Source organism: Flavobacterium sp. SH_e, from assembly GCF_025717045.1.
In the GTDB taxonomy this organism is placed as follows: Bacteria; Bacteroidota; Bacteroidia; order Flavobacteriales; family Flavobacteriaceae; genus Flavobacterium.
In genome coordinates, this window is the sequence record NZ_JAOVZN010000012.1 from 35,782 (window position 1) to 59,568 (window position 23,787).

General features: G+C 34.3%; 13 protein-coding genes. 5 read left to right on the forward strand and 8 right to left on the reverse strand.

The annotated features are described in order from the left end of the window. Positions 1-15: 15 nt before the first annotated feature. From OD917_RS22070 to OD917_RS22085, 4 genes are all read right to left on the reverse strand, one after another. Positions 16-2,310 carry a S9 family peptidase gene (locus OD917_RS22070; protein ID WP_263525536.1) on the reverse strand — a complete coding sequence of 765 codons (2,295 nt, stop codon included), beginning with the start codon at positions 2,308-2,310 and terminating at the stop codon, positions 16-18. 148 nt (positions 2,311-2,458) lie between these two features. Continuing rightward, positions 2,459-3,469, reverse strand: coding sequence for a 4-hydroxyproline epimerase (locus OD917_RS22075; protein WP_263525537.1), 1,011 nt, complete (start codon positions 3,467-3,469; stop codon positions 2,459-2,461). Between the two features lie 2 nt (positions 3,470-3,471). Then, positions 3,472-5,055: an aldehyde dehydrogenase (NADP(+)) gene (locus OD917_RS22080; protein ID WP_263525538.1), complete on the reverse strand. Its 1,584-nt coding sequence runs from the start codon at positions 5,053-5,055 to the stop codon at positions 3,472-3,474. Positions 5,056-5,115: 60 nt separating this feature from the next. After that, the gene (locus OD917_RS22085; RefSeq protein WP_263525539.1) at positions 5,116-6,030 is read right to left on the reverse strand and encodes a dihydrodipicolinate synthase family protein; all 915 of its coding nucleotides are present in this window, start codon (positions 6,028-6,030) and stop codon (positions 5,116-5,118) included. A gap of 185 nt (positions 6,031-6,215) precedes the next feature. Here OD917_RS22085 and OD917_RS22090 point away from each other — a divergent pair, with 185 nt between their 5' ends. The 5 genes from OD917_RS22090 to OD917_RS22110 all read left to right on the forward strand — a co-directional run bounded on the left by OD917_RS22090 (position 6,216) and on the right by OD917_RS22110 (position 15,392). After that, positions 6,216-7,070, forward strand: coding sequence for an AraC family transcriptional regulator (locus OD917_RS22090; RefSeq protein WP_263525540.1), 855 nt, complete (start codon positions 6,216-6,218; stop codon positions 7,068-7,070). Positions 7,071-7,232: 162 nt separating this feature from the next. Next, positions 7,233-8,903: a M1 family metallopeptidase gene (locus OD917_RS22095; protein ID WP_263525541.1), complete on the forward strand. Its 1,671-nt coding sequence runs from the start codon at positions 7,233-7,235 to the stop codon at positions 8,901-8,903. A gap of 35 nt (positions 8,904-8,938) precedes the next feature. After that, positions 8,939-11,086 carry a S9 family peptidase gene (locus OD917_RS22100; RefSeq protein ID WP_263525542.1) on the forward strand — a complete coding sequence of 716 codons (2,148 nt, stop codon included), beginning with the start codon at positions 8,939-8,941 and terminating at the stop codon, positions 11,084-11,086. Positions 11,087-11,114: 28 nt separating this feature from the next. Further along, positions 11,115-12,503: an aminopeptidase P family protein gene (locus OD917_RS22105; protein ID WP_263525543.1), complete on the forward strand. Its 1,389-nt coding sequence runs from the start codon at positions 11,115-11,117 to the stop codon at positions 12,501-12,503. 276 nt (positions 12,504-12,779) lie between these two features. Further along, the gene (locus OD917_RS22110; RefSeq protein WP_263525544.1) at positions 12,780-15,392 is read left to right on the forward strand and encodes a T9SS type A sorting domain-containing protein; all 2,613 of its coding nucleotides are present in this window, start codon (positions 12,780-12,782) and stop codon (positions 15,390-15,392) included. Positions 15,393-15,511: 119 nt separating this feature from the next. Here the strand turns inward: OD917_RS22110 and OD917_RS22115 are convergent, their stop codons facing one another. The 4 genes from OD917_RS22115 to OD917_RS22130 all read right to left on the reverse strand — a co-directional run bounded on the left by OD917_RS22115 (position 15,512) and on the right by OD917_RS22130 (position 23,759). Continuing rightward, a complete protein-coding gene (locus OD917_RS22115; protein ID WP_263525545.1) occupies positions 15,512-16,804 on the reverse strand; it encodes a DUF6055 domain-containing protein in 1,293 nt (430 codons plus the stop codon). Positions 16,805-16,810: 6 nt separating this feature from the next. Then, the gene (locus OD917_RS22120) at positions 16,811-18,769 is read right to left on the reverse strand and encodes a glycoside hydrolase family 97 protein (protein ID WP_263525546.1); all 1,959 of its coding nucleotides are present in this window, start codon (positions 18,767-18,769) and stop codon (positions 16,811-16,813) included. Positions 18,770-18,789: 20 nt separating this feature from the next. Beyond that, a complete protein-coding gene (locus tag OD917_RS22125; RefSeq protein WP_263525547.1) occupies positions 18,790-20,955 on the reverse strand; it encodes a family 43 glycosylhydrolase in 2,166 nt (721 codons plus the stop codon). A 113-nt stretch (positions 20,956-21,068) separates the two neighbouring features. After that, positions 21,069-23,759 carry a DUF5695 domain-containing protein gene (locus OD917_RS22130; RefSeq protein ID WP_263525548.1) on the reverse strand — a complete coding sequence of 897 codons (2,691 nt, stop codon included), beginning with the start codon at positions 23,757-23,759 and terminating at the stop codon, positions 21,069-21,071. Positions 23,760-23,787: the final 28 nt, after the last annotated feature.

Below are 23,787 nucleotides of genomic sequence, written 5' to 3' on the forward strand. Positions count from 1 at the left end.
AAAGACTCCGAGTTTTTATTGATTTAGTTCATTACTATTTCGGCTTGGAGGATCTACTCCTAATAAATGTTTTACAAAAAAATCACGTTTTCTTTGTCTTCCATAAGGTCCGCCATCACTATGGCCAACGCCTGGCAAAGGCAGAAATTCGAAAGTCTTTCCCGCATTTATCAAAGCATCAGCAACGCGATATGTAGATTCTGGCGGTACGTTTTCATCGGCTTCTCCAATCACTAATAATACATCTCCTGTAAGTTTTCCAGCATTAGTCACATTAGATTGCTCATGGTAATGTTCTCCAACAGGATATCCCATCCATTGCTCATTCCACCATTGTTTATCAACTCGATTATCATGACAGCCACAAGCCGCTACTCCAGCTTTATAAAATTCTGGATGAAATAATAAGCCGCCTAAAGCATTTTGCCCTCCGGCAGAAGTACCGTATAATCCAACTCTAGAATCATCAACATACGGATATTTTTTTGCCAAAGCTTTAATCCATAGAATTCGATCTTCAAAACCTGCGTCTTTCAAATTCTTCCAGCAGACATCATGAAAAGCTTTTGATCTATTTGCTGTTCCCATTCCGTCAATCTGTACCACTATAAAGCCTAACTGAGCTAGACTCTGCATCTCGGTCGTATAGCGATCCATAAAGTTTTTGGGAACAAAAGAATCCTGTGGGCCTGCATAAATACTTTCAATAACAGGATATTTTTTATTCGGATCAAAATCTGCGGGACGACATATTATTCCCCAAATATCTGTAATGCCATCTCTCCCTTTTGCATGAAAAGGTTCTGGCAAATACATTCCTGTGGCGAGATAACCCGTAGCATCTGATTTTTCAAGATCCGTTATTTTTTTTCCGTCGGAAGTGCGGTGAAGTTCTATAATCGTTGCCACATTAGGCTCTGAATAAGAATCTATGTAGTATTGTTTATTTTTCGAAAAAGCAACAATATGATTCCCTTTCGCAGGAGTAAGATTTACTAATTTCTTACCATCAAAACCTATTCGGTAATTATGAAGATAATATGGATCTTCGTTTGAGTTCATTCCGCTTGCCGAAAACCATATTTGTCTTTTCTTTTCGTCAATGCTATCTATGCTTCGTACAACCCATTCTCCTTTAGTAATTTGTTTTTCCTTACCTGATATTGCATCAATTAAATATAAATGTCTCCAACCGTCTTTTTCTGAAGACATAACAATTTCATTACTTTCTTTTAGATAATGCGTAAACAATCTTGATTCGTAAATAAAAGTCTTTGCTTTTTCATCGACTACAGAACGGGTTTCAGCAGTTTGAGCATTCACTTCAAAAATTCTAAATCTTTGATGGCCACGATCTACTTTTTCGAAAGTGAAATAATTAGGATTATCTTTTCTCCAGTGTAATTCTGGAGCATCAAAAAAATCAATAATTGGCGTGTTTATTTTTGCTGTTTTTTTACTTTCAACATGAAACAAGAACATTTCATAAGCTGTAAAAGGATCTCCCGGCTGTTTGTAAGGCTGTGAATGCAATTCGCCTCGAGTTGTATTGGCTACCGATGTTAAAACATAATGAACTGGTAAATCGGTAAAAGGAGTAATATGATAACCTACAATATATTTGCTGTCTGGCGCCCATGCTAGAGAACCGTATGGTTTTTCTTTTGTACCGTCTTTTGTAAATTGAATCGCATCTCCGCCAGCAATTGGCTTTATAAAAACATTATTATCTTTTATAAAAGCAAGCCATTTTTTATTTGGAGAAATACTATCTGTCTGAAAAGAATTCCATCTTTGCCATTGTCTATTTAGACTCGGATATTTCGTAATATCTTTAGGCAGATAATTGATTTTTTGAATACTATAATCTGAAAGCTTTACCTGATAATAGTCTTTATCATATTTTAAAGCTATTGAACTCGTTTTTGCATCATAATTTATACTGTCAATGATAAGGCTTTTTTGAGGGATTTTTTTTTGTTTGAAATTGGTTATCGCAGATCTTAATTTAGGTTCATCAAATAAGATACTTTTTGTTCCTTTTTCTGCATCAACCAAGATGTATTCGATAAGACTATCTTTTAAAACATTCGAATACCAAAATGATTTTTGATCACTTTGCCATTGCGCTCTAATACTGGTCTTAAAGACTGTATTTTTTACTGCTGCATCAAGCAAAAGCGCTTTTTTATATCGTTCTAAAATTTCGGATTTTGAAGGCTGATAGGGTATCATTACTTTATTCTGTGAATATAAATTACAGTTAAGAAATGATACTAAGAAGGCAAAAATGAGTAAATTCTTTTTCATAGTTATTTAAATACAAGGAGACTTCCCTATTTAATTATAGAAACAAAAATAAGTTTGCCAATAGAACTAAGAACCTCCTAAAAGCAGGCTTAAAAGTCCTATTCACGATACTGCAAAAACTAAAAACTTTTAATTCAGGAAATTTGAATTACAACACCTGAAATCCATATGCGTATGGATCATCTTCTTCATCAATAATTATGGTATTGTAACCATACACTTTAGCCCATCCTTGTATGCTGGGAACAATTGCTTTTATATCTCCAATAGCCGTTTCCTCTTCAATTCTACCAACAAACTTGCTTCCGATATAACTTTCATGTATAAATTCATCTCCTTTTTTAAGCAGTCCTTTAGCATGCAGTTGCGCCATTCTCGCCGATGTTCCTGTACCGCAAGGCGATCTGTCTATGGCTTTATCTCCATAAAAAACAGCATTTCGTCCAGATGAAGTTGGATCTAATGGTGTACCCGTCCATAACATGTGACTGACATCTCTGATGGTATCATTTTCAGGATGAATAAATAAATTTGGATATTTTTCATTAATTCGTGCTCTCACAACCTGACTGTATTGCACAATCTTACTTGCTGTAAAATCCTGAATCCCTGAAAAGTTTTTTTGCGGATCTACAATTGCATAGTAATTTCCGCCATAAGCAACATCAAAAACTAACTCTCCTAATTCCGGACATTCTACAGTTAAATTTTCAGCAGCTAAATATGATTTTACATTGGTTAATTTAACCCATTCTACTTTTTTATTCGTCTGTTTGTATTCAATTTTGACTAATCCAGCAGGAGCTTCCATGTTTATTTTTCCTGGAATTTTTGGACTAATTAATCCTTCTTCAATTGCAATCGTAATCGTACCAATTGTACCGTGTCCACACATTGGCAGACAACCTGATGTTTCGATGAATAAAATACCAAAATCATTATCAGGATTAGTTGGCGGAAATAAAATACTTCCGCTCATCATATCATGTCCGCGAGGTTCAAACATTAGTCCTTTTCGAATCCAATCGTATTCGCTTAAAAAATGCTGTCTTTTCTCGCTCATGTTTGCCCCAATTAAATTTGGGCCTCCGCCAGCGACTACTCTAACTGGATTACCGCAAGTATGCGCATCTACACAAAAAAAAGTTTTTCTAGCCATGTTTAAATTGAATCTCTTGTTTGAACATTATTAACTAATCTTGAAATTCCAAGTGGATTTTCATTTTGAAGCGCTTCTGGAAGTTTATTGTTTGGCCAATTTTGATAACTAAAAGGTCTAACCCATCGCTTAATTGAACCAATTCCGACTGCTGTAAATCTAGAATCAGAAGAAGAGGGATACGGTCCGCCATGCACCATAGACGGACATACCTCAACTCCAGTTGGTAATCCGTTAAAAATTATTCTTCCAACACGATTTCCTAGTGCCTCTACTATTTCTTCATAATTTTCAATCTCATTTTCTTCCGCCAAAATACTACCAGTCAACTGACCTTCTAATTTTTCAATTATAGTAACCAATTCTATTTCATCTTCACATTGTACTAGTATTGAAAAAGGCCCGAAAACCTCGCGATGTAAAACTGGATTTTCTAAAAAGATTTTGCCTGAAACGGTCAGTAATTTTTGTGAAGCATAATTTGGATTATCTGTTTCAGCATATTCTGCAATTACTTCAATTCCGTCTTGCGAACTTAAGAGCTCATTATTGGACTTATAATTTTTATAAATTGATGGATGTAACATACAGCTTGGCGAAATTTTTAAAATTTCAACAGCCAGCTGTTCTGTAAAAGTCTTTAAAGAATCGCTTTTAATTCCGAGCATCAATCCAGGATTAGTACAAAATTGTCCCGCGCCTAATGTCACAGAACCTGCGCATGCAACTGCCCATTTTTCAGAATTATGCTTCAATGCTTCTGGCAAGATTACGACAGGATTTATACTTCCCATTTCAGCAAAAACTGGAATTGGTTCCTCACGTTGTGCGGCTAAATCATATAAAGAACGTCCGCCTTTTATACTTCCCGTAAATCCGATTGCCTTAACCAAAGGATGCTGCACTAATTTAACCCCAACTTCAATACCACTGCTATTTAAATTAGAAAAAACACCTTCTGGCATATTCGTTTTTTGAGCCGCTTTAATAACTGCTGAAGCTACCATTTCTCCAGTACCAGCGTGCATTGGATGACTTTTTACAATTACTGGACATCCAGCAGCCAACGCAGAGGCTGTATCGCCACCTGCAGTAGAATAAGCGAATGGAAAATTACTGGATCCAAAAACAACTACAGTGCCTAGAGGTCGCATCATTTTACGAAGATCTACTTTTGGCAATGGCACTCGGTCAGGAATAGCCGTATCAATTGTTGCCTCTACCCATGAACCTTCGGCTACTAAATCAGCGAAAGCAGTTAATTGCCCAATAGTTCGTCCTCTTTCTCCTTCAGCACGTCCTCTTGGCAAACCAGATTCCTGACAATATACGTCTAACAAGCTATCTCCTAAAGCCAAAATCTCATCTGCAATTGCTCTTAAAAACAAAGCTTTTTCTTTACCAGTACATTTCTGAAATGTCAAAAATGCTTTATTAGCAAGAGCTGTCGCCAATTCGATTTCTTCATTACTTGCTTCGGTAAACTGCCAAGGATTATCTTCGTTTTGCTGTGGATTAAACGTTTTGAAGGTTTTATCGCCACTAGCTGACAACTGATTTCCTATGTAATTTTTTCCAGTAATCATGTATTCTTTATTATAGGGTTAAGTAATTCTAAAATTGAAAAAGTTTCAAAAAACTTTTAATTATAGGCTTTTATATTCTGGCAATACAGGTCTGTTTTTTAATGCATTATCGATAATAGCCAAAACACGTTCTCTTTCAGCTCCCATAAGCGGCAACCTTGGCGCACGCACATATTCAGTCCCTAATCCTGTTCCTACTTCAGCTAACTTAATATTTTGAACTAACTGAGCATTGATATCCAATTCTAACAAAGGCAAAAACCAACGGTAAATTGTCAATGCTTCTTGAATTCTGCCAGCTTTAGCTAGTTTATAAATGGCAACCGTCTCTTCTGGAAATGCATCTACAAGACCTCCAACCCATCCGTCAGCACCCATCAATAAACTTTCTAAACCTAATGTATCAACTCCAGTAAGGACTTTCAATCTGCTTCCAAATCGGTTAATGATTCTGGTTACATTTGAAATATCTCTCGTAGATTCTTTCACTGCTTGAATGTTATCAAGTTTTAGAAGTTCTTCAAACATATCCAACGTTACCTCAATCTTGTAATCAACTGGATTGTTGTAAATCATAATTGGTAAAGAAGTATTTTTAGCTACTTGTGTAAAATATTCAACAGTTTCAAAATCGGTAGCTTTATAACGCATTGGAGGCAACATCATTAAACCTCTTGCTCCATTAGCTTCGGCTTTATTTGCAGCTTCAATAGCTCCGCGAGTTGTTTGTTCTGCAATATTCATAATTACAGGAACCTTTCCATCAACTATACGAACTGTTTCAAGAATTAAATCTTGTTTTTCTTCTTCTAAAAGAGTACTCGCCTCTCCTAAAGTTCCTCCAAGAATAACGCCTTCGACTCCAGCATCTAATTGATAATTAAGATTTTTTTCAAACATTTTAAAATCTAAAGTGTCTTCAGCTGTAAAATTTGTGGTAACAGCTGGCATTACCCCTTTCCATTGAATATTCATAATTTATTTATTTTTATTTATTTCAAAGGTATCGAGGGGTACCAAAAATTTCACCTAAGAATATTATCAAAAACCTATACAATATTATCTCATTTGTAACATTTTAACAAAAACTAGATTAATTTTAATTCATCTTTTATTAATTTTTATATCTTTCCGTAAAATATGAAAAAAATAAGAACGCAATGAAAGTTTTTCCATTTAAAATACCGAAATCAAGTGAAGAAGCATTTATATATCAAGAAGACTGCGAAACTATTTTTTATGACAAATACCACCAGCACGAAGAGATTCAAATTAGTTACATAAAAAAAGGAGAAGGTAAAATTTTAGTGGGAGATATGATTACCGAATATCAAAAAGGTGACATTATTATACTAGGAAGCAATTTACCTCATGTTTTTAAAAGCGATATTTCTGAAAGCAGAGGAATGTCTGTCATGTATACTGTTTTTTTTACCGAAAATGGTTTTGGAAAAGACTTTTTCAATTTACCAGAATTAAATATCGTACAGCCTTTTTTTACTGCTATTAAAAACGGAATACAAATTAGAGATGCAAAACCATCTATTATAAGGAAATTTAAAAAATTTAAAGAAGCCGATAAATATGACCGCTTTATTCTGCTAATGTCTATGCTAAAAGCCTTTAGCCAGTCAGAAAAAAAACATCTTTCGAATTATGTTTTCAATAAACCTTTTACTGATGCCGAAGGAAAACGAATGCAAATGGTTTTTGATTTTGTTATGACGCATTATCAAAAAAATATCACTCTGGACGAAATTGCTCAGATTGCAAACATGACCAAAAATGCTTTCTGCAAATATTTCAAAACTCGTACTAAAAAAACTTTTTTCCAATTTTTGATCGAGATAAGAATAGAACACGCTGCAAAACTTCTTATAAAAAACAAGGAATTATCGATCATAGAAATTTCAGAACTAAGCGGATTTAATAACATTTCAAATTTCAATAGAAAATTTAAAGAGATCAAAAAGAAAACGCCTTTTGAGTTTAAAAATTCACTCATTAAATCATAATCTATTCGGCCATCTTTAAGTAATATTCTATTATATCTTGATAATAAAAGCCTAGCTTCAATCGTCTAAATGTGCATATTTTTGAAAACCTACACTCTTTTTCTGTAATGAAAAAGTTTTTTAGCCCAGCTAATTTTTTAAACATTTCAAATTTAAAATGCCATGATTAGGAACTACTTAACTCTTGTTTTTTTGTGTTTTAATTTCATTTCTTTTGCCCAAAAAACAAAAACATACACGCTATCAGACACATTACGTGGTAGTTTGACTCCCGAAAGACAATGGTGGGATGTGTTACGCTACGATATTACTGTAAAACCTGATTACAACAATAAATTAATATCTGGCAGCAATACTATAACTTACAAGACAGTTAAAGAAAAGAGCAATACCAAAATGCAGATCGACTTGCAAAACCCTTTGGTTATTGACAGTGTAATTCAATCTGGAAAAAAATTAAGTTTTGCTAAAGAAAATGGTGTTTGGTATATTAAAACTCCTAAATCTAAAATTAAAACAAGTAGCAAAGTTGATATTTTCTATCACGGAAAAGTTCATGAAGCCATAAAAGCCCCGTGGGACGGAGGATGGATTTGGACTAAAGATTCTTTAGGCCGTCCGTGGATGACAGTAGCCTGCCAAGGTTTGGGCGCATCTGTGTGGTATCCGTGCAAAGACCATCAAAGCGACGAACCAAATAATGGTGCCAGTTTAACGATGATTGTTCCTGATTCTTTAACTGCAATTGCAAACGGTAGATTACAGTTTAAGAAAAGCAATAATGACGGAACAACTTCTTATAAATGGGCCGTTGTAAATCCGATTAGCAATTATTGCATCATTCCATACATTGGGAAATATGTTAACTTCAGTGAAACTTATAAAGGTGAAAAAGGTAATTTAGATCTAAATTATTGGGTACTGGATTACAATTTGGAAAAGGCCAAAAAATATATGCCAAAAGAAGTTCATAATATGTTAGACGCATTTGAATATTGGATGGGTCCTTACCCTTTTTACGAAGATGGTTATCAGCTAATAGAAACCTCACATACGGGAATGGAACATCAAAGTGCTGTTTCTTATGGAAATCATTATAAATCAGGATATCGCGGCAATGATGGCTCTGGAACTGGATGGGGAATGAAGTGGGATTTTATCATTATTCATGAAAGCGGACATGAATGGTTTGGCAATAATATCACAACAAATGATTTAGCTGATATGTGGGTTCACGAAGGATTTACGAATTACAGCGAAACTCTTTTTGTAGATTACATCTTTGGAAAACAAGCTGGTAATGAATACAATGCAGGAACTCGCCAAGGAATAAGAAATGACAGGCCAATTATACCCGATTACAACGTCAACGCGCAAGGAAGCGGCGATATGTATCCGAAAGCGGGTAATATGCTTCACGCCATTCGTCATGGAGTCGATAATGATACTTTATTTCGAGAAGTAATGAGAGGATTAGGAAAAGAATTTTATCATCAAACGGTTGACTCAAAACAGATTGAAAATTATATCTCAAAAAAGCTTAATTTTAACTACGATAAAGTTTACGAACAATATCTTAAAACAACACAAATTCCTAATTTTGAATTCTATTTAAATACAGATAAAACCAAAGTTTTCTACCGTTACACCAATTGCATAAACGGTTTTAATTTGCCTCTGACATTAAAAAACAATAGCGAAAAAATCAAAATAATACCGTCAGAGCAATGGCAGAATATTGCTTTATCAAAAGATCAAGTGTCTTTATTTGATATAGCTTCTATTACAAAAATGTATTATATAAATCCAATTTTGGAAACCAACATAAAATAAAATCTCAATTATTAACTAAAGTATATTTCGATACTATGAAAAAAACAATTTCTCTTTTTTTCTGTTTAATTGCATCTCTTTTTTTTCTAACAACTAATGCTCAAAATTTAAAATGGGCCAATAATAACAAAAGTTATTACACAATAGAGAAAGGAGAAATCATACAATATGAATTACCCAATTTTACTCCAACCAAAATTATTGACACAAAACAGCTTAAAGCAAAAGGAAGCAATAAAGCTTTAGAAATCAAAGATTTTGAGTTCAGTAAAAACGAAAAATTAGTTTTGATTTATACTAATTCGAAAAAAGTTTGGAGACTAGAAACACGTGGAGATTATTGGATTTTAAACCTCGAAACCAAAGAATTGCATCAGATTGGAAAAAGCAGACCAGAATCGTCTTTAATGTTTGCTAAACTATCGCCAGACAACAGTTCAATTGCTTATGTAAGCAATCATAATTTGTATATTGAAGATCTCAATTCTGGAAAAGCAACGGCTCTAACAACTGACGGAACTGACCGATTAATTAACGGAACTTTTGACTGGGCTTATGAAGAGGAATTTAATTGTAGAGATGGTTTTCGCTGGAGTCCAGACGGAAAAAGCATTGCATTTTGGCAAATTGACGCGACCAAAATCAAAAATTTCTTAATGATCAATAATACCGATTCTATATACTCTTATACGATTCCTGTAGAATATCCAAAAGTTGGACAAGATCCATCGGCATGTAAAATTGGAGTTGTCAATATCGCCTCGCTTCAAACCACTTGGATGAATATTCCTGGTGATTCTAAACAACATTATATTCCGTTAATGCAATGGACTCCTGACGGTACTTCGATATTGGCTGAACAACTAAATCGCAAACAAAATGAGGCGAAACTCTTTTTATGTAATCCTAAAAATGGTGAAGTAAATCAAATTTATTCGGAAAAAAATAATTCTTGGATTGATATATTACCAACTCAAGATGAGGGTTGGAAATGGATTAATAAGGAAACAGAATTTCTTTCATTATCTGAAAAGGATGGTTGGAGACATTTATACCGAATCAGTAAAAATGGAAAAGAGACTTTAGTTACCAACGGAAAATATGATATTATAGAAATTAAAGCTGTTGACGAAAAAAGCGGTTTCGTTTACTTTTTAGCTTCACCTGAAAATGCTACTCAGCAATATTTATACAAAACACTTTTAAACGGAAAAGGAAAACTTGTAAAAGTATCTCCTGCTAATGAAATTGGAACACACAATTATCAATTATCTCCCGATGCAAAATATGCTCAACATAAATTTTCTAATCATAAAAACGAAAGAAAATTAGAATGGGTAGAGCTTTCTAATCAGAAAGTAATTAAACAAAATGACCTTCATTCTGAGTTAATCAACAATGTAGAAATGATTCAGATTACAACAGCTGATAACATAACTCTCGACGGATGGATGATAAAACCAACTCCTTTTGATGAAACAAAAAAATATCCTGTTTTGTTTTATGTTTATACAGAACCTGCAGGAGCAACTGTAAAAGATGCGGCTGGTTATGCAAGTACTTTTTTATATAATGGAGACATTGCCGCAGACGGCTATATTCAAATCAGTTTGGATGGTCGAGGAACTCCAGTTCCAAAAGGTGCCGCTTGGAGAAAATCCATTTACCAAAATATCGGAATTATAAATGTTCGAGATCAAGCAATGGCGGCTAAAGAAATTCTAAAATGGCCTTTTGTAGATCAAAACCGAATCGCTGTTTGGGGATGGAGCGGCGGAGGCTCTACAACCTTGAATCTTTTATTTCAATATCCAGAAATTTATAAAACAGGAATTGCTATTGCTGCTGTACCTAATCAGCTTTTATATGATAATATTTATCAGGAACGTTATATGGGATTACCTCAAGAAAACAAAGAACCATTTATAAAAGGCTCGCCTATTACTTACGCAAGTAAACTTCAAGGTAATTTATTGCTTGTTCATGGAACTGGTGATGACAACGTACATTATCAGGGAGCTGAAATGCTTGCTAACGAATTAGTGAAAAATGGAAAGCAATTTCAAATGATGAGTTATCCAAATCGCACTCATAGCATCGATGAAGGCGAAGGGACTTCAGAACATTTATCTCAATTATTCACACAATACTTAAAAGAACACTGCCCTGGCGGAGGAATATAATATTAGTTTAAAATACAAAGTTCAAAATATGTTTAGCAGAGAAACTTATATAAATAGAAGACAAGTCTTAAAAAAAACAATTGGTTCAGGCCTTATAATTCTGCCTGGAAATGAAGAAGTTGGAATGAATTATAGAGATAATATCTATCATTTTAGACAAGACAGCAGTTTTTTATATTATACTGGAATAGATATTCCTTCTTTATTTTTAATAATTGATATCGATTCTGATCTCGAAATACTGTTTGGCGATAATCTCACGATTGAACAAACCGTTTGGGTCGGGCCACAAGATTCACTAAATATCTATGCAGAAAAATCAGGAATTACAGCCGTACAGTCTTTATCTTTTGTAGAAGGTGTGCTTAAAAATGCATTACAGCAAAAACGTGCTATTCATTTTCTTCCTCCTTATCGTGCCGCAATAACTTTAAAATTAAGTTATCTGTTGGATATTCATCCTAACGAAATAGCAAAAAAAGCTTCAATTGAATTGTCAAAGGCGATAATTGCACAGCGTTCTTATAAAACAAATGAAGAACTGATTGAAATTGAAAAAGCCATAGATATAACGGCTGCAATGCATTTAAAAGCAATACAAAGTGCACGCCCAGGAATGACCGAATATGAAATTGCGGGACAAGTAGAAGGCACAGCGATCAGTAAAGGCGGTCATCTTGCATTTCCAACAATTCTAACTATAAATGGACAATATTTGCACAATCACGCTGGCAGCAATGTTTTACAAAACGGACAAATGGTTTTATGCGATTGCGGTGCTGAAACAAATATGCATTATGCCGGAGACATGACGAGAACTTTTCCTGTTTCCAATACTTTTACTTCTCAGCAGAAAGAAATTTATAACATTGTTTTAAAGGCCGAAGAGGCTGCCATAGCCACTTTAAAACCTGGAACTTTCTTTAAATATTCGCATCTTACGGCATGTAAAGAAATTTTAACTGGATTGAAGTCTCTTGGTTTAGTAAAAGGCGATTTAGATGAAGCCGTAGCTGCAGGTGCTCATACCCTATTTTTTCAATGCGGTTTAGGCCACATGATGGGAATGGATGTTCATGATATGGAAAATATAGGCGAACAATATGTAGGTTATACCGATACTTTGAAAAAGAGCACCGAATTTGGATTAAAATCGCTACGTCTAGCAAAAGAGCTTGAAGAAGGTTTTGTATTGACAGTAGAACCTGGGATTTATTTTATACCAGAATTAATCGATCAATGGCAAGCAGAAAAAAAATACAGTGAATTTATCAATTATGATAAAGTTCAAGCTTACAGAAATTTTGGAGGTATTCGTATAGAAGAAGATTTCCTTATTACAAAGGATTCTTATAAACTATTAGGAAAACCACTTGCCAAAACAGCAGAAGATATTGAAGCATTAAGAGCATTTTAAGCCTATGAAATAGCGCTTTATATAATTCGCCTAACATCAAAAAAGCCGTCTCAAATTATGAGACGGCTTTTTTTTGAAGTTTATCGAAAAGTAAATACTGGTTAACTTTTACTAATTATCAGATAATTAAGTACATATAATTTTAATAAGACTAGTCCTAACTTAGTGTTTAAAGAGTAAAAATTCTTTTTAACCAGTCAGACTTAATTAAAAATCATGCTCCAATCGTTTAGAAACGTATGATTTTTTAAACAATTAACAACCAAAACTTATCCTATGAAAGAAAAAAAACTACCCCGATTTTTATCTTTTCTGCTTCTTGGACTCTTTGTGCTCATCGCAGAAAATTTAAATGCTCAGACAAATTTAGCAATGCTGAGTTCTACAAAAGTAAGCACCTCTCATGTTTCGCCTTGGGAAAGTCTAAGTGCAGTAAATGATGGTTTTACACCCATTAGTTCTGATGATCGAACAAATCCCATTTATGGAAATTGGGATGGCGAGGCGGCCTACAATACCTATAATTGGATAGAATATGATTGGGATTTTGCTCATCAAATAAATTCGGTTTCCTTATATTGGTTTACAGATTTTGGAGGAATTGCTCAGCCTACAGATGCTTACATTATGTATTGGGACGGACTTGATTGGATTAATTCTGGTTCGGTAGGATTAGCTTTAAACCAATTTAATTCTGTTGGAAATTTAAATTTTAAAGCTAAGAAATTAAGGGTTTATTTCAAAAGCACTACTGCAACCGGAGTAGTTGAATTCCAAGTTTTTGGTGTAGAAACAACCCAATGCGACCCTACAGGATTGACGGCTACTGCCAAAATAAATAACGGAAGCGAAAAAGCTCAAAATTATGCTGTTGTTTCTCCAACCGAAAGTGTACAGTTTTTAGCTTCAATTGCAAACAATACAACAGGAGGCAAAATGAAATGGACTGGACCAAATAATTTTGTTTCGAATAATCAAAACATCACACTTTCAAATTTACAAGTAGAAAATTCAGGAACTTATCGTTTTACCTACATTAATGATTGCGGAACCGAAAGCACACTTTCTTATTTTTTAACGGTAAAAGAAGCCAATAGTGATTTTAGTGTTTGGCCAAGTTATGACACGACTCTTCATTATGATTTTAAAGCGGATTATCCCGATTTTCCAAAGCCTACAAAAAATTTAGAAGAAGACTATCCAAACTATAATGGCTGTAATGTAGCTAAATCTACAAGTGTAGGTTCATGGACTTTTGTTGCTGGGCCAAATGCTAATCCTTTGGTTACAGATACAGCTGTAGATTTATTATTAAAACGCTTAGATAGCGATTTTACTTTTCTAAGAGATAATATGGGCTGGCCACCAGACAAATTGTATCGCGCAGGATATCGCAGTTCTGTCTATTTATATGGTTCTGGTTTGTGTACCGATACTGCTTCAAATACCGATTTAGGTGGATGGCAGAGCGGCGTTGGAACTCCAGATGGAGAAAGCTGGCCAATGGTTCTTTTGTCTTATTATCCTGTTGCAAGTTTCGATCCGAATACAACTTTTCCAGATGCACAGTATCAAACTGGGGCTTGTGTTCACGAAGGTATTCATGCTATTTATGCTTCTTTGCCTGGATGCAGAAAAGCTGCTTGGTTTCATGAAGGCTCAAATGTTTGGCTTCAAACCGTTTTGGATATTAAAAAAACAGGAAGCACAGATTATAGTAATGTCGATTTAGGATGGTTAAGTGCTGGTTCTGTTATCGCACCTTTTATTCCTATCGAATGCTACAGCGGATGGCTTCAAGATGGTTCATTTGGAGGACCTTCTGCAGAAGGTGTAGATTCTGGAGTTCAAAATTCAGAAGGAGTAACTTTAAGATTAACGAGAGATATTATTGGAGGAGTTCAGTATAGTTCTGTATTTCCAACGTTTTTAGGAGAAATTGTAGATGAAAAAAGTTTACCGTGGGTTTGGAATTATTGCGAAGGACGTGTTTTAGAAGGTATTGCAAATGGCAACGGTGTTGTTAATGGTTTAGGAGATACCAAAACACGTAAATTGATTCAAGAATACAGAGCAAGATTAGCATTGTCCGATTTTGGAAAGTTCGAGCAGCCTATTTTAAATCTATATAGAAATAATATGGGACGCGAATTAGGCCCTGAACAGCCAGCTCTTATTAATGTAGAAAAATGGAAAGCAACGCCTTATGCAATAACAACTGCAGACGAAAACGGATATTTAATTCCAAATGAAAAGACATTGCCTGGCTGGTCTGGTGCAAACTTTATTCCGATTCATGTTGAAGGAAATCAAGCTACTGTATTTTTTGAGCCTTTAGGAGAAAATATGTCGATTCAATTATGTTACCGCACCAAAGAAGGAAAAACTGTTTATACTCAGCCTGTTTATGCTGGCGATTGCACTATTTCTTTTGCTCAAGGTGTTCCAGCAAATGGCGTTATATTCGCTGTAATTTGTAATTCAGATTATGTTTTTGAAGGCGAAACTACGCGTAAAGCTAAATTCAATTACAGAATTAAATTGGAAGATGGAGCTACAAGTACGGCTAGTGTAGATAAAAATTGGTGGGATTGGAAAGCAATTATAACTGAAAATCTTTCGGTTACCGATTTTTCAAATTCATCTACTAACTTTTTGGTTTATCCAAATCCAACTAATAATGCTTCTTTGCTTAACATTAAAGTATCAAATGAAAATACTGAAACTTACAATTTAAAAATAACCAACATTAATGGTCAAGTAGTTTTTGAAAATAAAAAGTACAATCTTGAAGAACAATACCATACTGGGAATTTATCAAAAGGTATTTATTTTGTAACTATTCAGTCTCAAAATTTTAAACAGACCAAAAAGATTATTGTAAAGTAGCAATTTAGCTAAACATATTTAATTAAAAATGTACTGCATCTTTCAAATGAAAGGTGCAGTTTTCATAAAACAAAAAAGCTTTATAAATTTATAAAGCTTTTTTTAATCAAATTAAATAACTAAAATGGTTTTGTGTTTTCGAAATGTACTTTATATGGAAAACTTCTATAAACTTCTTTTTCATTTTCCCAAGAATGCTTTTCATGCTCTTTCGGACTTCCGCTAACTACTAACCATAAATATTCTGTGTTTTTTGGAATTTTAAATTCAACTTCACCATCACTCTTTTTAAAAACATTGCTGTAAACTCTACTGCCGTCTTTTAATGAGGCTACAAATCCATAGCGCCAGCCGGCTTCTTTGGTTTCAGCCAAACCTTTAAATTTTAGTTTAACTTTTGTTCCTGCCGCTGGAACGTTTAGTTTTATTCCATTATAACCATAATCCTGAGGACAATTTGTAGAATCTATTTGATACCAGTTTTCTTCAATTTCATCCAATTTCGAAAAATGCAGGTTTCGATATGGTTTTGCAACCTCATCTATTCTTTTTAAATCCCAAGTAATAAATTTTCGAGAAGCATCAAACATTTCATCATTAAATTGTTCTTGAGAAAGATTATTGATTCTCTTATAAGTCATTACAACATCTTCTCCTTCCTTAGTTGATCGGCTGAGTCTTCCCCAAAAATCAATGCCGTGTTTTTGAGACCAATATTCCAAAACATAAGGAGAATGATACATATTGGCAGGATGCAGAAAAGCGTAATGTGTTCCTCTTAAAAAATCTTGAAGATGATAATTTTCAAAAGTCATCCATTCAGGATATACTTGCCAGAGCATATATTGAGCCGACATTTCCATAACAGGTCCAGATGGTCCCGTTTTGCTGTCGGCATGGCTCATATACTGAAAGGAATGACCAATTTCATGTGCTAATGCTCCATAAGGAACTTTATTTATTCGCACAGCTGGAGTCCATAAAATGCCAACTTTATCCTCTTCTCCACCTCCAAAAGCGGTGTTTTCAGTTCCTCCAAAAACAAATATTAGTAATTTATATTGATCGCTTACTGAGTGCCCTTTTTGAACCAATTTTAAATCATTTACATAAAACTGATAAAATCGTTCACATTCTTCCATTGCTTTTTTGGGATCGAAACGTTTTTTAATATCAGTGTTTAAAGTCGGATCATCGCCATATTCTTTATGCCAAAACATCACTATATTCTCCGACTCCATCATTCGACTATAACTGTAATCACTATCTGGAGAATCATAATTATTGTGATCCGAAACAGACCAAATTTTAGCGGGAATATATCTTTTCTTCGCCGAGGCTTCTTTTTGTGCATTTATTACTCCAACAAATGATAAAAAAAGAAGCACAGCGATTTTCATAACATTATTCATTCGTTATTATTTTTTCGTAATAATCGCAGACCAGCCTCCTCCAGAAGCCATTTTAGCCGTTACTTTTGTATTTTTAGTAACCTCTAAAACTTCTTTTTTATAATCTTGCGCAAATGCTTCAGCATTAATTCCATCTGAGAATACTTCCATCGAAAAGTTTCCTTCACCTAAAAAAGAAAGATCAATAGGCAATTCTCTAGCATCTGCATCTGTCATTCCTCCAATAAACCATTTATCGCCTTTTTTTCTTGCTACTACAATATAATTTCCAACAGAACCATGAAGCACAACTGTTTTGTCCCAAACTGTTGGAATTTGAGTAATAAAATCAACTGTTTCTTGTTCTTTATAATAAGTTGATGGCGATTCACACATCATTTGCAACGGTGCTTCATAAACAACATACATTGCCACTTGATGTGCGCGCGTTCCCATTGTCATTGGATTATTAAAACTTATGGCAAAATTTTTAGGCTGCTTATTAATCATCGAGCCAGGTGTAAAATCCATTGGTCCAGCCGCCATTCTAATAAACGGAATCGTTACGGTATGCGCTGGCGTAATGTCTTCGCTCCATTTGTTGTTTTCATTCCCTCTAACTCCTTCGTAATTCAATACATTTGGATATTTTCGGTGTAAACCTGCAGGCTTAAATGCGCCGTGAAAATCTACTAATAATTCCAATTTAGCACATTCTCTGGCAATCTGCTCATAAGAATTAACCATATACTGGTCGTTGCGTTGCATGTAGTCAATTTTTATTCCTTTTGCTCCCCAACTTTTATAGGCTTCTAAAATTGGCAATAGATTCTGATCTAATGGTTTCCAAAGCACCCAAAGAATTATGCCGACACCTTTTTCTTTTCCATATCGAATCAATTCTTTGATATCCATTGCGGGATTAAAATCAAGAATTTCAGTAGTCGATTTTGTCCAGCCTTCGTCAAGAATAACATATTCAATTTTATTCGCTGCAGCAAAATCTATAAAATATTTATAAGTTGCTGTATTTAGACCCGCTTTGAAATCAACTCCATAAATATTATTATCATTGTACCAATCCCAAGCTACTTTTCCGGGTTTAATCCAATCGGTATTTTTAAGCACATTTGGCTCTGCCAGCTGGTAAGACAAGTTACTTTCTATAAAAGTGCGATCGTCATCACTAATCATAAATACACGCCACGGAAAAGCCCTACTTCCGTTTGTTTTTGCAATATAATCTGCCTCTTTCGCAATGGTTTGCACACGATCTGATCTTCCGTCTTTATCGACTGCTTCTAAAACATATTTTGGAAATATTGCATTTAAAGTTGTGTTTCCGTTGCCCTTTAAAAATAATCCTGGATAATCATGAAGTGCTGTTTCGGTAAATAAAACTTTTGCTTTAGGCGTAGTAAACAAAACCGGAAGACTGCAAAAATCCTTTGAAGCAATATCATTTAAAGATTTATCCAAATACAATCGCTCATTGTGAGAATACATAGATTCTTCCTGAGGAAATAAAGAACGAGAGTCTTTTGGAAATGATAAAGAGACTTTTTCTGAAATTACATTTCGTTTTTCTTTAGCTTCATCTATAAACTGATAGGCAACTCCGTCATTATAGGCGCGAAAATTAAGCTTGTAATTTCCCTGATAAGTAATTGAAAGTTCGGTGTACTCATCTTTTATCTCAGCTTCTTTAATTGGCACTATGGCATGTATGTTTTGAGATACACTTTTTACGGTCTGTTTTTTAACTTTCGGATTCAATCCAAAATTTGTTTTTGATGAAAAATCCATTCCCGCTTCTGCATTTTCAATAATCAAATTTCCATTTAATGATGCCGACCAAGAAATTTTATCGGAATTATTCACTTTTAGCTGAATGCGTCCATTAGGAGATTTAACTTCGTAAGTTTGAGAAGAAGCTTGGTACGCGCACAACAGTAAGCCGCATAAAATCAGTACTCTTTTTTTCATTTTCGAATGCTTTATTTAAACTATTTTTTAGAAGGTTCTTTAGTTGCTTTGGGCGCAGTTTGTTTCATTAAATTTAGGACCTCATCTTTACTCAATCCGTAATCATACATTTTAAAAGATGCCATAAAACCAGAATAATTTTCTCCAATATCTGAAGCGCCAATTATGATTTTAGCATTTTTTATAGCCGATGACAACATCATATTTTGAGCATTATCAAGTACGCCGTCTACATAAATTTTTTCCACAACACCATCAAACGTCAAAACAAGATGATGCCATTTATTTTGTTCTGGAACTTTGTTGTATTTCATATCAAAATGACCATCTAAATGCGGTGCAGCACCATAATGACTGCTATTATAAGCCAATGCATTAAAAGAATTTGCCAGATTATATTCTGAACGATCACACCACGAAGCTAGAAATTCTCCTTCTTTAGCTACTTCTGGATTTTTTACCCAGACTGCAACAGAATAAGAACCATTCCAAGCCAAACTTTTAGGAACAGGCTTATCCAAAATCAAAGCTCCGTTTACAAAATTAAGAGCTTTAATTTTATTTTCTTTATCCAAAGAAATTGTGACATTTCCCATTTTTGTAAACGAACCTCCTAACGAACCTTTATTTGGCAAACTGCTAAATGAAGTATTGTTTTTTTCATTCGAAATATCAAGATCTATCAGCATTTTATGTGAACTTACAGCTGCAGGTTCAGTATTCGATTTTTTATTTTCCAATTTTAGAGGAAGCTCAAATAATTCGCTGTACACTTTTATATTCCAAACTGCCGCATAAAGTCCTGTTTTTTCTGTACCTAAAATTTTTAGTTTTAAGAAACGAGCCATCACATTCTTATCATCAATCATTGGACTTCCAGAAGTGCGATTTTTTGATTTATCGGCATACAAATGCCAGTTTTTCTCGTCTTTAGAATATTCTAATGTATATTGATAATAATAGCTTGCAAACTCAAATTGGGTCATTACCCTTTTTATTTCTTTTACGCTTCCTAAATCGATCGTTAAATCTTGCGGTAGCGCATTACTTCCAGCTTTCCACATTGTTGCATTATTATCATCTGTTGCAAAATCAGGTTTGTATTGATAATCGTATTCTAAAGATTGTAAATGATAATAGGAAGATACTGTTGCTTTTGCATTAAGTGCTATGTTTTCAGGCACATTTGTTTTTACAATTTTTCCAATACCTACTGAAGTTGGAACTACTTTTTTGATCGTCGAATCGTTTTCAAAAACCATTTTATCGATACAAACTTGTCTTGCCAAGCCTCCTCGAGTCATTGGATAATCGTGTTTGTGATAGACGATATAATAATCTTTTCCGTCTTCTAATACCGAATGATGTCCGGGTCCGTGTGTCGTTTTATCTTCATTTGTACTCAAAATCGGATTATTAATTCCTTCTTTAAACGGACCATAAGGAGAATCTGAGTAAGAATATCTAACATTGTAAGTTTCGTCATGACAAGAAGCTCCAGAATACATCAAGATATATTTGTTTCCTTTTTTCATCATGTACGCGGCTTCAAAAGGTTCTGGGGTCTGACTTAACGGAATATTTTTGGAATTCATCATCTCTTTCATCGTAGAATTATTTAATTCTCCTACGGCATATCCGCCATTATAATGTACCCAAGTTCCCCAATAACCGTATATTTTCCCATCAGAATCTCTAAAAAATTGTGCGTCTAATGATGGAAAACCTTCTCTTGGATATCCATTTGAAATTACGGGTTCATCATTTTGATTTAGTTTTTTCCAAGGTCCTATCGGAGTATCCGAAACATAACCGTAAATATTACAGCCAATTTCACAGTTTCCAAAATACAAATAATATTTACCATCATTTCCAACAACAATATCTGGCGCCCAAAAATTGGTGATTGGTTTTGCTGTAAAAGATGGAATTTCCATAGTATAATTGTACCAGTTTTTCAAATCCTTGCTATACCAAACGGTTGGAGCTCCAGATGCCAGCATTTCATTATCTGTGGTAGCATAAATATAATAAATGTCTCCAAATTTTTTAATTGTTGGATCTGCATAATACCCTGGCAAAATTGGATTTCCAGCATTTAATAAGTTGACATTTACTTTTTCTTGCGCAAAGCCGCTTATCATAAAGAACAGTAAAAGGAAGTTAAATAATATGTTCTTTTTCATGATTGTAATTGTATTATTTTAATATAATTGAGCTATTAAGATTTAAAAAAGAACAAGGGCAACTCCACTACTAATTGCCCCTGTTCAAAACCAATCTTAGTTTAAAGCAAAAATTATTTAATTTTTATTTGAATTGTTTTCTTTTGAAGCGGGATTTCATAAGCTCCTCTAACCTTAGAATAAGGAAGCTGAATATCTTTATTAATTCTCAAATAAGCATTTGGAGTAAATTCGTTCTGACTGCTTAAAGTGATTTCAACTTCATCTGTTTTTGTATTATAAGTCACTGTATCAAAAGTTCCGGCGTCTAATGTTAACCACAATTGTTTTGGACCAATAAAAACTTTCGATTTTGCTGCCGTAGTTAATTTTACTTGAACCAAATCGCCTTTTATTGTGATATTTCCCCCAAAAGCTAACCAGCCTAAATCGCTATCTTTTGTAATATAAGTGGCGGTATTTACCGCGTAACCGTAAAAACCTGAACCGTAATCGCCAGACAAATAATCGATTCTTAATTCTGTTGGATAAGAGTGAAAAGCTGCAGAACCAAATCCGTCTTCGGTAATGTTTGAAATTCCTCCTAAAAGTCCGCCGTAACCCACTTTCAATAAATACAAGTCATCCGATTTTTTTCTGTATTGTCTCAAAACTGGAATAGCATTTAATGAAGATCCGTAATGATGGATTTGACGTTCTACTCTCGATAACTTTCCTCCGTATAAGAAATCCCAATATCTGCGCGCATTCCCATTGTACGCCCAGTGAGGCATTGTTGGCATATAAGCCAATATTGCATTCAATGTTACATCAGCTTTTTCATCATACCCAAAATAATCTGACCACATATAAACTTCTTCCTGACCTGTTGAATCCCAAGGCATTTCACTTCCAAAAGGATAATCCAATGCTTTCCAATGATTGGCTCTTTCTTTCATTTTTACTTCTAAATTGGAAGCCAGATCAGTAAGATTTTCATTTTTTAAATCTTCTAAAATCAACAGAAATACCGAACCTTCCATTTGACCAAATTGGGCATAATAAGGAGCCAATTCAGTCATTGCTATCGAGGTATAATAAGCTTGTTTTAAATACCAATCCCAAGGTTTATTTACTACTAAATCTTTATTGTATCTCGCTAATCGGTACAATGTCCAATATGCTGCAGCAACGTGCGGATAGTTATAAGATCTTCCAGGATCGTTTGCTTCTTTATGTTTCCACGCTGCCCATGAACTATAATCTACATCTTTGCTGTAAGTTCCTTTTGGAAGAGAATCTGGTTCATAATAAAAAACACTTTTCTTAACGCCATATTTATTTTTTCCATCACTATATTGAATGTTTCCCCAAAGCGTTTTATCTACAAATTGTTCTAATTTTTTAATTTCTTCTTTATCAGGTTGAATATGCTGTTTCATGATTGCTGCCAACCAACCTCCTGCTCCACCTTCGTCACTTAGACCCGCCACCCAAGCTCTGCTGTCTTGAGTCAGTTGTTTTTTGGTTTCATAATCGTAACTAATTACCGAAGGATTTCTTTTGAAAATTGGATCAGGCTGATCAAACCATTGTTCTGTAGTCAAGAAATGTCCAAAATCTTTAATAACTTCATTTTCAGGTTTAATAATTTTATAATTGATGGTTTGTTTTACGCCATTTTTATAATTGATGGTCAATCTGGCACGTCCCCATTTAACACCGTGAACACTGTATTTCTTTAATCCTTTTGGCGTTCTGCCATCTTCTTTTATTTGGAGCGCTCCTTTAGGTTCAATTTCAAATGAGCTTACCTCATTTTTATAGTTTAAAAACAATTGTGATTTAACATCTTGTGGAAGCACATATCCTGGAATACTTGTCGCAACAGGAAGTTCTTCTTTTACAAGCGTATTTTGTATGTCTTCAATTCCTTCAGAAAGCACTAGTTTTAAGGCAAAACTTTTAGATTCTTTTGGTTTTAATAGTAATGAAGTTGGCGCATTCCATTGCTGTGCATTTTTCCATTCATTTTCTGCGTAAGCTTTACTGTACACCATCCATTCGTGAAAACCTTCAAAAACAATGCTTCGTGGAGTTGGATCATCCAATAAAGGACGATATGCTTCAAAAGCCATATTTTCTTTTGGCAATACTAACAATGCAGGTCCTTCACCGCTTAATCTTTTTACTTCCAAATAACCCGCATCCATTCCAATATAAGGATCAAAAAATACATTTTGAGCGTGTGTTTCATTCAATGATTTTCCTTCTAAAATATTATTGAAAACCATTGGAATTCCTAATGCACCAATCTCAATAGTATTAGCTGATTTATTAGTAATCTCAAATCTCATTACTAATTCGCCACCATCAATTTCATAAAAACGCTTAATTGTTACCGGAATATTACTTGGCAAAGTATTGGCTAAATCAGCGGCAGCTAAAACTTTTTCCGAAGCTTCTAAAGGCGTAACCGCTTCACGCTTTGCTGCTGTCGAATAGCTTTGCCAATCACCGTTTGCTTCTTTAATTCTTAAATTAATATCTCCAAGATGATAAAGTCCATCTTTGTCTCTAATTTCAAGTCGGTCGCTAGGTGTAAAATCAAAATTCAAATTTTTAATTGGTCTTAAACCTGCAACTGTTTGCGATGCTTTTACCAATTTTAATTGAAAAGCAGGCGTATTTATTTTTTGATAAACTTCGGCAATACCCAAAGAAGGTTTCTTTTGTTCAATTCTACTCCAATAATCTTGAGCCTGAATACTTATCGTACATCCCAAAAATAATAATAAACCAAGTCTGTATTTTTTATTTCCCATCTTTGTTTTATGCTAGTTTAATTTGTTT

Excerpts from the sequence above, each read along its gene's own strand:
- OD917_RS22080 (WP_263525538.1), bottom strand. The coding sequence starts at position 5,055 with ATGATTACTGGAAAAAATTACATAGGAAATCAGTTGTCAGCTAGTGGC.
- OD917_RS22090 (WP_263525540.1), top strand. The coding sequence starts at position 6,216 with ATGAAAGTTTTTCCATTTAAAATACCGAAATCAAGTGAAGAAGCATTT.
- OD917_RS22085 (WP_263525539.1), bottom strand. The coding sequence starts at position 6,030 with ATGAATATTCAATGGAAAGGGGTAATGCCAGCTGTTACCACAAATTTT.
- OD917_RS22110 (WP_263525544.1), top strand. The coding sequence starts at position 12,780 with ATGAAAGAAAAAAAACTACCCCGATTTTTATCTTTTCTGCTTCTTGGA.
- OD917_RS22070 (WP_263525536.1), bottom strand. The coding sequence starts at position 2,310 with ATGAAAAAGAATTTACTCATTTTTGCCTTCTTAGTATCATTTCTTAAC.
- OD917_RS22130 (WP_263525548.1), bottom strand. The coding sequence starts at position 23,759 with ATGGGAAATAAAAAATACAGACTTGGTTTATTATTATTTTTGGGATGT.
- OD917_RS22125 (WP_263525547.1), bottom strand. The coding sequence starts at position 20,955 with ATGAAAAAGAACATATTATTTAACTTCCTTTTACTGTTCTTTATGATA.
- OD917_RS22115 (WP_263525545.1), bottom strand. The coding sequence starts at position 16,804 with ATGAATAATGTTATGAAAATCGCTGTGCTTCTTTTTTTATCATTTGTT.
- OD917_RS22095 (WP_263525541.1), top strand. The coding sequence starts at position 7,233 with ATGATTAGGAACTACTTAACTCTTGTTTTTTTGTGTTTTAATTTCATT.
- OD917_RS22120 (WP_263525546.1), bottom strand. The coding sequence starts at position 18,769 with ATGAAAAAAAGAGTACTGATTTTATGCGGCTTACTGTTGTGCGCGTAC.
- OD917_RS22105 (WP_263525543.1), top strand. The coding sequence starts at position 11,115 with ATGTTTAGCAGAGAAACTTATATAAATAGAAGACAAGTCTTAAAAAAA.
- OD917_RS22075 (WP_263525537.1), bottom strand. The coding sequence starts at position 3,469 with ATGGCTAGAAAAACTTTTTTTTGTGTAGATGCGCATACTTGCGGTAAT.
- OD917_RS22100 (WP_263525542.1), top strand. The coding sequence starts at position 8,939 with ATGAAAAAAACAATTTCTCTTTTTTTCTGTTTAATTGCATCTCTTTTT.